The sequence below is a fragment of the Butyricimonas synergistica DSM 23225 genome, from assembly GCF_000379665.1.
In the GTDB taxonomy this organism is placed as follows: domain Bacteria; phylum Bacteroidota; class Bacteroidia; order Bacteroidales; family Marinifilaceae; genus Butyricimonas; species Butyricimonas synergistica.
On sequence record NZ_KB903369.1, the window covers coordinates 130,729 to 142,473 of the forward strand.

Sequence of the window (11,745 nt, forward strand, 5' to 3'; positions counted from 1 at the left end):
AGCTGGTGGTCCTTGCCAAAGATAGTAAGTATTTCAGCTCTTCCCCTGTTTTCACCGGGATGTTTGCGAGTATCACTAATCTTACATCTTGAAGTATTAATAGAATTATTTTTTGCATTTGGTTGGTTTTATTCGTAATATTGCAAAGATGGACGTGTGTTGTTGAATACTCGAAATCTTTTAAATCGTCGCCATATGGATATTCATAATCTGAAGGTTATTGCTACTAACCATTCGAGGTTGTTGTTGCGTAGCTGGTTGTTTCGTTTGTTCTTTTTGTTTTTATTTGGTATAGTGTTCTTTTTTCAAGCGATAGAACAAGGTAATCTATTTCAGGAGCAGACGAGGGGATTGACGATGTTGCCTTCCTTTTTTCCATACGTGAATGCTTATTTGTTCACGGTTTTGCAGACTATTCCGTTGATCTTTTTGGCGGGGATGTTTTTGGTGAAGAAGAAAAACATGGATACGATGGATGCCGTTTATTCTCGTCCGGAAAGTAATGCCGAATACGTGTGGGGAATGTTCTGGGGTTTCTTCAACGTGTTTGTTGTGATGGCGGTTTGTTCTTTGTGTTTGGGGTTGTTGCTGCATCTTTTTGCTTCCCGGAATCCGTTGGAGGTATGGATATATTTATTCTATCTGGTCACGATGATTGTGCCGGCGTTGGTTTTTATGTTGGGGCTTTCTTTTTTTATTCATGTCAGGGTACGTAGTCAGGGTATAGGAGTGATAATTCTTTTGGGAATTGTTGTTCTGTTAGTCTGGGGTGGACGAGGACTTTTAGACCCATTGGGGTTACGTTTGCCGAACGTGTTTTCCTCTGTCACGGGACACCCGAATCTTGGTGCTTATCTGTTGCAGCGGTTATGCTGGTTCTTTGTCGGGTTGGGATTGGTGGAATTGTCGGTATTGTGTTTTAAACGGCTTGTAAATTATCCGTTGAATCGGAAGAAGGTGGCAAGGCTTGCTGTCTGTTTTTTGTTACTGGGAGTCTTGGCGGGTGGAACTTTTTATTTCCGGCAGGTGGAGAAGAAGGTTTTACGGAACAAGTATATAGAAGTATATAACAAGTATGCCAAAGATCCGAAAGGTAGCGTGGTAGCGCATCAGATTGATTTCAAACAAGAGGGGAAACGTATTGTGGTAACAAGTGATCTCGTGATACAGAATAAAGGAACGGAATTGTTGGACGAGATAGTGGTTTATTTGAATCCCGCGTTGACGGTTCGTGTTGTTAAGGAAAAGGATACGGATTTGTTATTCGAGCGAGAGGAACAGGTGCTGAGGGTGAAGAGGGCGTTGGAACCGGGAAAGACCTTGGAGTTTCTCATCGAGTACGAGGGGAAGATCGACCCGGAAGTTTGCTATCTGGATGTCCCGGATGATATTCTATACAACGAGGATTTGAACGCCTATTCGATCTGTCGTTATGGGAAGCAATATGCATTTCTGGATGATCATTTCACGTTACTGGTGCCCGAGTGTTTGTGGTACCCGATGACTGTGCCTCCGGTGAATCCGGCGATGCCGTATGATATTCCGAAGGATTTTACAACCTATACGTTGCGGGTGTCCGGACGGGGTGATAGAGAGGTCGTTTCGCAGGGAGAACGATCGGCGGAAGGAGATAATGTTGTTTTTCGTCACAATCATCCGTTACATGGAATTTCGCTTTGCATGGGAGAATTTGAGAAACGGGCAATCGAGGTGGATTCTACTCGTTACGAACTCTATTTACTCAAGGGGCATGGTGCTTTATTGAATGGCTTGGAAGCGGTGCAGGATACGTTGCCGGTATTGATTCGGGATTGGCGGGAGGTTATGGAGTATAAATCCGGAAGGAAATACCCGTATGCCTATTTTTTGCTTGTCGAAACCCCGATCACTTTTGCAAGTTTCTACCGGAATAACCGGGGTGGAAGTGAGTTCGTGCAGCCCGGGATGGCTTTTCTGCCGGAGCGGGGAATGAGTGTTTTTCCAGACGTGGAGATTGTTAGAGATTATAAGCATTACCCGAGAGATTCCAAAATGTACATGGAGGAGAGATCTGAGAAAGAGAGATGCGCTGGTCTGTTGGAAAGTTGCATTGTCCTATTATTTGAAGATGAAGAGCGATTCCCGCGTGGATTTGATGTTTTGGAGAGGTTTGTTGTTTATAATTTCGGTGGTTCAAATTACAGGAATTTCTATTATCGGGACAAGAACCCGTATAATGTGTATCCCATGTTTTTAAATTATACGATTTCTTTCCAGTCAGATCAATTTCCGGTGATGGAGGTCGTGTTGATAGATTTGCTAAAGGGCTTTGAATCTTTGGATAGGCGTAACGAGGATATTTTGGAATATCTGAAAACACATAGTCTGGAAAGTGCCGTTCAAAATGCCAAGTTGACACCTTATTTTGTAGATCGGTTGTTGAAGGCGAAGTCTGATGAATTGCAAAAGCGAATGGCAGTGGATGGGGGCAGGCAGGAAGATGCGATAACTTTCTTGAAAGAATATCTAGCTCAGAATACATTTCGACGGGTTCGATTTTGTGATTTTGATACTTGTTTTAGTCGACAAGTAGGAGGCGGATGGTCACATCTTCTCGCGGATTGGTATTCGGTGGATCATTTGCCGGCTTTTTGGGTGAAGGATTTTGAAGTGGCGAATGTGGGAAAAGAGCCTAAGGAAATGACGATGGAGGAGTTTATGGAACGGGTTGAACTGATGAAACAGGGTGAGCAGGTTATACTTCCTGGTTATGGAGGGCGGGTGCACGTTCGGGCAACGGTTTATAATGATAGTGATGTGGATGGAGTTGTGTCAATCCGGACTGGAAAGGCTTCTTTCGATTTAGAAACGAAAAAAAGAGTGGATAGAATAAGAAGGAACACGAAGATAAGTAACTATCTGGTGAAAGCAAGGAGAGGGGTGGAGATCTCTTTCACGAGTGATGATATAGCGAATATGACAATATTGGATATGAATCTTTCACCTTTTCTTCCGCGAGAAATTCCTTTTCGAACGAGGCATGGCGAAAACGATCGCTACACGTTGGATACGGTTCAATTCACGAGAGAACTTGATCGTTCCTATTTTCTGCCGGCTCCCGGAGAAATTATTATAGATAATGAGGATGAAGGCTTCCGTCTGAATGCACCGGAGAAGAAAGGTTCATTTTTACGTCGTCTTTTTAATAAAGAACCCGAGAGAAAAATGGTCAGTTTTATGATTGAAGCCGACAAGGGTGAGAAAGTTACTCCCGGATGTGCTATACAGGAGTGGGCTTACGGGTTACCTTTACGTAGTTTCGTGTATATGGAACAGGGAGGGAAGGCAAGCATGGAATGGAAAACATCTATTGAACAATCGGGAGAATATGACTTGTACGCCTATTTGCCGGAAGCATTGGATGTAGCCCGGCGGGAAAAAACGAAAAGGGGCGGGATGGCATTGAGTGGTGCGATAAATGTTACGGTATCTTCTGTCGAGTTGAATAATAGACCGGAGATAAAACAATATTACACGATTTATAATGATGGAACGGGGCAGGAAGTTGTCGGGACGATAACGAATCCCCGCGGATGGATTTTGTTGGGACGTTTTCGGCTTGTTGCCGGGGAATGTAGAGTAGTATTGGATGACCGGGGTGAACCGGAACAGATTCTTTTGGGTGATGCTATCAAATGGGTGCGGGTGAAGGATAAATAATATGATATTTTGATTGTGCGGGGATCTCTTTTGTAAGGAGATTCCCGGAGTTTTTGAATGGATAGGGTGTCGTGATTGACGAAGAAAGGTGCTCTCTTTCTTGTAATTATATTTTATTCTTCTTATCATTGTGAAAATGTGTGCGATACTTCTTACTAAATAGAAACTCTTAAATGCTGTTGTGATGAATCTTCATAATTTGAAAACAGTAGCCACTTACAACGCAAGATTATTATTACGTAGTTGGTTATTCCGTATCTTTTTCTTATTGACATTTTGTTGTATTGTCCTGTATCAGATATTTATTCAGTCGAATCTCTATCTGGCGCAGAATAGCGGGTTAATCACGCTATCGTCGTTTTTCCCGTACATGAATGCCTATTTGTTTGCGGGGTTACAAGTGATTCCTTTAATATTTCTCGCGGGAATGTTTCTGACGAGGGAAAGGAGGGTAGACTCGATGGATGCGATTTATTATCGTCCGGAGAGCAATGCCGAATATATACTGGGAATGGCTGGTGGTTTCGCGGGGGTGTTTATCATCATGGCGGTTGTTTCTTTATTCCTTAGTTTCTTGCTGCACTTGTTTGCGAGTGACTCTCCGCTGAATATCGGGATTTATTTGTTCTATCTGGTCACGTTGATCATTCCGGCATTGATCTTTATGCTTGGTTATTCTTTCTTCATCCATACTTGGGTGCGTAATCAGGCGTTGAGTATCTTGATATTATTGGTTTCCGTCGGTTTTATTATCTTTTATGTCGGGGATGCGGCACAAGGAGTGTTCGATCTTTTCGGGCATAGTTTGCCGAATGCATTCTCCGGGGTAACGGGGCATCCCGATATGATGGGGTATCTTTTGCAACGATTCAGTTGGCTGCTTGTCGGTTTGGGTTTCCTGGGATTCTCGGTGGTTTTATTTAAGCGGCTTTCCAATCGTCCGGTGAACCGAATGCGTGTGATGGGTATTTCTGTTGTTTGTATGGTTGCGGGAGTTTTGGCGGGAGGCATTGTTTATTCTTTCCACGGCAAGGAAGTTTCCATGAGAAAGGTCTACGCGGAAACTTACAACAAATACAATGATGTACCGAAAGCGAGCGTAATTAAACACGATATAAGTTTTGAACAGCAAGGCGATAATATGAGTGCAAAGAGTACTCTCGTGCTTCGGAATCGGACTCGGGAAACATTGCCCGAGATTATCCTTTACTTGAACCCGGCGTTGGAAGTTCTTGCGATCAAAGGGGAGGTGGAGTTGCCTTTCGAGCGAGAGCGGCAAGTGGTCCGAGTTCAGCGGGAATTGCAACCAGACCAAGAAATCATCTTGGAGATGGAGTACCGGGGAGGGATAGACGAACGGCTGTGTTACTTGGACGTCCCGGATGAAATGGTGTTCGGGCAGGAGGAGAATGCTTACCTGAAATGTCGATACGGGAAAAAGTTTATGTTCCTGACCAACAATTATACTTTTCTGACGCCGGAGTGCCTGTGGTACCCGGTGGCTTTACCTCCCGTGAATCCGGCTCATTCTTATGATATATCTTCCGATTTCACGTTCTACTCGTTGCGTGTGCTGAACCCGGGAGAGAGGATGGTGATCGCTCAGGGGGAGCAAGAAATAACGCATGACGGGCTTTGTTTCACGAATGCTCTTCCTTTACATGGACTTTCTCTTTGTATTGGGGATTATAAAAAGAGAGGAATAACTGTGGATTCCGTGCGCTACGAGCTTTATCTTTTTAAAGGACATGACGATATTTTGAGAGGCTTGGAAGAGTTGTCGGATTCGATACCTGCCTTGATTCGGGAAATACGGGGAGGAGTAGAGGAAAGAATGTTCCATACCTATCCGTATACTAGCTTCAAGGTCGTGGAAATTCCTATTACGTTAGCCAGTTTCTTCCGTCAAGAGAAAGGGGCGAGCGAGTTTGTTCAGCCCGAGATGGTCTTTTTGCCAGAGCGGGGAATAGGGGTTTGGTCTGATTATAAAGTAACGTTTGCGACGCACATGAAAATGATGGCTCAATATAGTAGCGGTATGGATATTTCTGTAACGGAAAGGCTGCATATGAGCGTGTTTAGCAGTGTAATTTCTTTACTGACAAATGCCACGACCTCGAAATTTAATCGTAGCCAGTTCCTTATGCGTTGGTTCGGACCTTCCGCTATCAAGAATGTGGCGGGAGAGGGATACTCGACCCGTAATAGTTTGTATTATGCGGCTCCTTTGTTTTATGATTATTCCCTTCGTTTCCGGTCGGATGATAACCCGGTGATTAATGCGGTGTTGTTGAATGTACTAAAAACCCGTGTGCGGAATTATTCCAGGATGCTAGTAACCGAGCGTGTTCAGAATTACCTGGCTTCCCATAGTCTTGAAGAGGCTTTTTATGATCGGGAGTTAGACCCTGTCGTGTTTCATCATATATTGGGGATGAAAACCGGGGAATTAGTCCGGTGGTTGAGTCTGGACGACATCACGGAGGAACAAGTCATACAGTTTTTGAACGAATATGCTGCGGCTCATCGTTTTCAAGAGATTGATTTCAATTCGTTTGATGAGGCATTCATGCGAAGTATCGGTGTAAGCTGGAAAGATATTTTACCGTTTTGGTATACCAGCAAGCGTTTGCCGGAGTTTTTGATAAGAGAGTTTAAAGTGGATGTTGTGAAAATGGATAAAGAAAAGGAGCTGGGGCAAAGTCAATCCATATCTATTGGTGGAGGAGGGAGTGTATTTTTTGCCGGAAGAGGAAGTGAGGGTTCGCAAGTTCGTGTTTCTGTTTTTAACGATAGTGATGTCGACGGGATTATATCCATCGAGGCACGTGCTTTGAAGATGCCTCCCGGTGGTTTTAATATGAGTCCGCGGGGACAGCGGGCGAGTGAGTCTGTGGTTACTCGCAACTATCTGGTGAAGGCGAATAGCGGGAAAGAGATCGTGACTTTTTTTGACGAGGGCAGGGTTTCTTTGCATACAAACTTATCGGTGAATATCCCGCTGGGGTTGGATGCCAGAATACAGGGATCCGTCGATCAAAAACCGAATACTTACGTGAAAGATATTGATCGTTCCGATTTCTTTGCCGCGGAGAATGGAATTGTGGTAGACAACGAGGACGAGGGCTTTCGTATTGTACAGTCTTCTCCCAGAAAGCGCTTGCGTGATTGGTTCGGCAAGGAAAAGAAAAGCAAATATAACGTTCAAGGGTTCTCACTACAGTTGATGGACGGGGTGGAGGTATTGCCGGGCTATGTTCAAGGTGAATCTGCCTACGGGTTGTCCAAGCGTACCCATGCTTTCATGATGCAGGGTGGGGGTGCGAGCATGGAATGGGTGACGCCGATAGAACGGGAAGGAGAATATGACCTGTATGCTTATCTTCCGTTGAAGGTGAATACCTTTAAAGTGGATAAAGAACAGTCGGGAAAAATGATGGGCAGTTTTACGATTATGAGCAGCTTTTCTACCGATATGAAAGGGGAAGAATTTAAACAATATTACACGTTGGTGAATGGTGGGGAGAAACAAGAGATTGTCGGGGAATGCGACGGAATGGTCGGTTGGACATTTTTGGGACGTTTCCGGCTTACCCCGGGAGAGTGCAAAGTGGTACTGACAGACCGGGGAGAACCCGATCAAGTGCTCTTGGGAGATGCCGTGCGGTGGGAATATGTTGCCAATAAATGATTTTATAGAAACTTTAACACGGGCTTTTGAGTATATATAGTCGATTAAAAAGACATATATATGAACAAGACAGTGTTTTCAGTATTGAAATGGACTTTCGTTCCGGGGCTTTTATTGCTCGCCTTTTCCTGTCGCAGGGCTACGCCCGGTTTGGATATCGCGCAATTGGTGAAGACGGCGGAGGTGCAGAAGTATGAAGGGGAGTGCAGTACGACTTACCCGGGGAAGATAAAAGCGGCTTCCGACGTGCAGTTGGCTTTCCGGGTGGCGGGACCTATTCTACGTTTTAACGCTGAGGTGGGAGAGTATGTGCGGAAGGGACAAGTGTTAGCGGAAATAGACCCTCGGGACTACAAGTTGCAGTATGACGCCACGAAGGCAGAATACGAGCAGGTGACGGGTGAATCGGATCGGGTGATCGAGTTGTATCACCGGAACAGTGTCCCGGTAAATGATTACGACAAGGCGGTAGCGGCGAAGCAACGGATAGCGGCATTGTATCACGCCCATCTGAATGCCTTGAACGACACGAAGCTAAAGGCTCCGTTCGACGGGTACGTTCAAAAGAAATTCTTTGACGCCCACGAGATCGTCAACACGGGAACCCCCGTGCTGTCCATGATTAACAACGATTACTATGAGGTAAATATCGACATTCCTTCCAGCGATTTCATTCGTCGGGAGAGTTTCGAGGAATTCTATTGCGAGGCGGATGTTTACCCGGGAGTAAAAATACCGTTGGAGTTGTTGGATATGACACAACAAGCGAATTACAATCAATTATTCAGGATACGTTTCCGGATGAAACCGGAGTCCGACTTGAGTTTGGCGGCAGGGATGAGCGTTAGCGTGACGATTCGCTTCTCCCCCGGACAAGAGGGGCTTGCCATTGTTCCCATTTCTTCCCTTTTCCAGAAAGAAGCTCAATCATACGTGTGGGTCTATGACACCGCGAAGGAGGTCGTGAACCCGCATCCCGTTCAAGTCGTGGAACTTCACAAGGACGGGCAGGTCATCGTCGAATCCGATCTTTCGGATGGGGCGGTGATTGTTTCGGCAGGAACCAACAGTCTTAAAGACGGGCAAAAGGTACGGCGATTGACGCCTGTGTCTTCTTCTAATGTAGGGAAGCTGCTTTAATTTTAGATAATAGAGAACTTGCAACCTGCAACCTGATAACTTGCAACGTTGCGCAGCAACAAGATATTATGAATTTTACGGAATATGCATTAAAGAATAGGGCTTTTGTCTACTTCTTTGTTTTCGTCTTGGTCGTGGGGGGAATATACTCGTTTTTCACGATGAGTAAGTTGGAAGACCCGGCGATTACCGTGAAGCAGGCTATGGTGGTGACGGCTTATCCGGGGGCTTCTGCCTATCAGGTGGAGTTGGAAGTGACGGACGTGCTCGAGAAAGCGATTCGTTCCATGGGCGATCTGGACCACGTGTCCTCCCGTTCGATGGACGACGTGTCGGAGATTATGGTGGAGTTGAGTAGTACGGTACCGTTAGCGGAGTTGCAGCAGAAGTGGGATATTTTACGAAGAAAAGTGATGGGTGTACAATCCCAACTCCCGGATGGAGCCCAACCCTCCATTGTTATGGATGATTTTGGCGACGTGTATGGTATGTTCTATGCCATGACGTCCGACGGTTTCGATTATCAAGAGATGTCCGACTACGCCGAGTTGGTGCGGCGTTCCGTTCTGGACATCGACGGGGTGAGCAGCGTGGACGTGTACGGCGAACGGCAGGCGTGTATCAACGTCGAGTTCCTCGAAGACAAGATGGCAAACATGGGTGTCCATCCCGCCGAGATCATTATGACCCTCAACGGGCAGAACAAGACAGTGTATTCCGGTTACTTCGACAGCGGGGAGAAGCGGGTACGCGTGAATGTGAACGGCGCCTACAAGGCGATCGACGATATACGGAATCTTCTTATCAAGGGGCACGAGCAGGATCAGATACGGCTCTCCGATGTGGCTCAGATCACGAAAGGATACGTGGAACCCCAGCGGGAAGGTTTGTTGTATGACACCTTGCCGGCAATAGCCATTTCCATCGCCATGGAAACCGGGGGGAATATTCTCGAGTTGGGTAAAAAGGTTGATGGTAAACTGGCAGAACTCAAGCAAGAGATCATCCCGGTGGGGATAGATTTCCAGAAAGTATTCTTCCAGCCCGCGAGAGTGCGGAGTGCTATTAATGTCTTTATGGTCAACTTGATCGAGTCCGTGGTGATCGTGATCCTAGTCGTGATGCTTTTCATGGGCTTTCGGAGCGGTTACATCATCGGGGCGGGGCTGGTGATTGTCGTCTTGGGCTCGTTGCTCGTGTTGTACATGATGCACGGCACCTTGCAGCGCGTATCACTCGCTTCCTTTATCGTGGCAATGGGAATGCTCGTCGATAATGCCATCGTGATTACGGACGGGATACTCGTCGATTTGAAGAAGGGTATTCCGAAACCTGCGGCGTTAGTCAATATCACGAAGAAAACGGCGTGGCCTCTGCTCGGGGCGACAACGATAGGTATTCTCACCTTCCTGCCGATATTCCTTTCCCCGGACACGACGGGGGAATATGTCCGCGACCTGTTTATCGTGCTGGCTGTTTCCCTGTGGTTGAGCTGGATACTGGCACTCGCTTTTGTGCCGATTCAGGCAGACCGGGGCTTGCAGGTAAAACCGGGCGAGGTGGAGGACGAGCAGAAGATGTACGGTACCCGGATGTACCGGGCGTTCCGTTCCACCCTGAGTTTTTCCGTACGCCATCGGTTTGCGGTACTTGGCGGCGTGATCCTTGTACTGGCGGTCAGCGTGTATCTGTTCCGCTTCATACAGCAGGGCTTCTTCCCTGATTTGAGTTACAATCAATTATACATAGAATACAAGATGCCTTACGGCACGAACCCGCAAACGGTGAAGCGTGACTTGGCGTCTATCCAAGATTACCTCTCGAGTCGCCCGGAGATTACTGCAGTGACGACGAGTCTCGGCGGAACTCCGTCCCGTTACAATCTGGTGCGGACGGTTGCCGAACCCGCCCTCAGCTACGGGGAATTGATCGTGGATTTCACGTCGCCTGAGGCGTTGAAGACAAATCTTGACACGTTGCAACGCTACCTCTCCGAGCATTACCCGGAGGCATACGTGCGCATGAAACAATACAACCTCATGTATATGGATTACCCCGTGCAGTTTATGATTACGGGTCCCGACCCGGCAGTGTTGAAGCGGCTTTGCGCCCAGGTGGAGGAGATGATGAGGGAGGACTCGACCACGGTGCTGGTGACGAACAACTGGGGACCTACCACCCCCGTGCTCAACGTGGACTACTATCAGCCGATAGCCCGGGTGGCGAACCTCTCCCGGGAAGATGTGGGGTTGGCGTTGCTGGCGACCACGGACGGTCTGCCCGTGGGTTCGTACTACGAGGGGGAACACGATTTGCCCATTTATATCAAGAGTGTCGGGAAAGACCGGCAACGTCCCGGTCGGCTAAACAATGTGCCGGTATGGAGCCTTGTCCCCTCGACGAATATGCTCAGCCTCGAAACGGTGAAGGAATTGATGGCAGGGATGATCTCGCCCGACGAGTTGATGACGGCAGTGGCGGGTTCCACGCCGCTCAACCAAGCGACCAATGGCATCACTGCCTCGTGGGAGGTTCCCGTGGTACGCCGTTACAACGGGCAGCGTTCCATCTCCGCGGAGTGTAACAATGCCCCGGGCTACACGGCGAATGACGTGCGTAACAGTCTTCTCCCCAAGATTGAACAACTGAACATCCCGCCGGGGTATTCCACGGAATGGCAGGGAGAATACCTTGCCAGCACGCAATCTAAGCAATACTTGTTCAAGAACGTGCCTATCGGCATCGTCCTCGTGCTCGCTATCTTGATAGCCCTCTTTAAGGATTTCCGCCGCCCGTTGATGATCCTTCTTTGTTTGCCGCTTGCCATCACTGGGGTCGTCCTCGGGATGTTATTGGCGGGCAAAGAGTTCGGATTCGTGGCTATCGTGGGTGCGCTCGGGCTAGTCGGCATGATGATCAAGAATGGGGTCGTGCTGGTCGATGAAGTCGACATCCAGATCCGCTCGGGGAAAGACAGGGCGCTTGCCTTGCTCGACGCTTCCTCTTCTCGTCTGCGTCCGGTTTTCTTGGCGTCGATGACCACGATACTCGGGATGATCCCCTTGGTTAACGACGATATGTTTGGTTCGCTAGCGGTGACTATCATGGGGGGATTGTTTGTCGGCACGGTGGTGACGCTCGTCATCCTACCTGTGTTGTATTCCCTTTTTGTCGGGATAAAAATGGAACGGTCTTCTGGTAATCATGTAAATTAA

At 47.5% G+C, this 11,745-nt stretch carries 4 protein-coding genes; all 4 read left to right on the top strand.

The features are described 5' to 3' along the window. Nucleotides 1-195: 195 nt before the first annotated feature. Nucleotides 196-3,699 (top strand): ABC transporter permease/M1 family aminopeptidase, encoded by a 3,504-nt coding sequence (locus A3CY_RS0115965; protein ID WP_018338941.1) that lies wholly within the window; start codon nt 196-198, stop codon nt 3,697-3,699. A gap of 184 nt (nt 3,700-3,883) precedes the next feature. Further along, complete coding sequence (locus A3CY_RS0115970; RefSeq protein ID WP_018338942.1) at nt 3,884-7,390, top strand: ABC transporter permease; 3,507 nt, start codon at nt 3,884-3,886, stop codon at nt 7,388-7,390. A 60-nt stretch (nt 7,391-7,450) separates the two neighbouring features. After that, the gene (locus A3CY_RS0115975) at nt 7,451-8,530 is read left to right on the top strand and encodes an efflux RND transporter periplasmic adaptor subunit (RefSeq protein WP_018338943.1); all 1,080 of its coding nucleotides are present in this window, start codon (nt 7,451-7,453) and stop codon (nt 8,528-8,530) included. Between the two features lie 68 nt (nt 8,531-8,598). Next, entirely contained in the window at nt 8,599-11,745 is a 3,147-nt protein-coding gene (locus A3CY_RS0115980; RefSeq protein WP_018338944.1) for an efflux RND transporter permease subunit, read from the top strand.

Bases quoted from the DNA above. Each gene is read 5' to 3' on its own strand.
- A3CY_RS0115975 (WP_018338943.1), top strand. From the start codon at position 7,451: ATGAACAAGACAGTGTTTTCAGTATTGAAATGGACTTTCGTTCCGGGG.
- A3CY_RS0115965 (WP_018338941.1), top strand. From the start codon at position 196: ATGGATATTCATAATCTGAAGGTTATTGCTACTAACCATTCGAGGTTG.
- A3CY_RS0115980 (WP_018338944.1), top strand. From the start codon at position 8,599: ATGAATTTTACGGAATATGCATTAAAGAATAGGGCTTTTGTCTACTTC.
- A3CY_RS0115970 (WP_018338942.1), top strand. From the start codon at position 3,884: ATGAATCTTCATAATTTGAAAACAGTAGCCACTTACAACGCAAGATTA.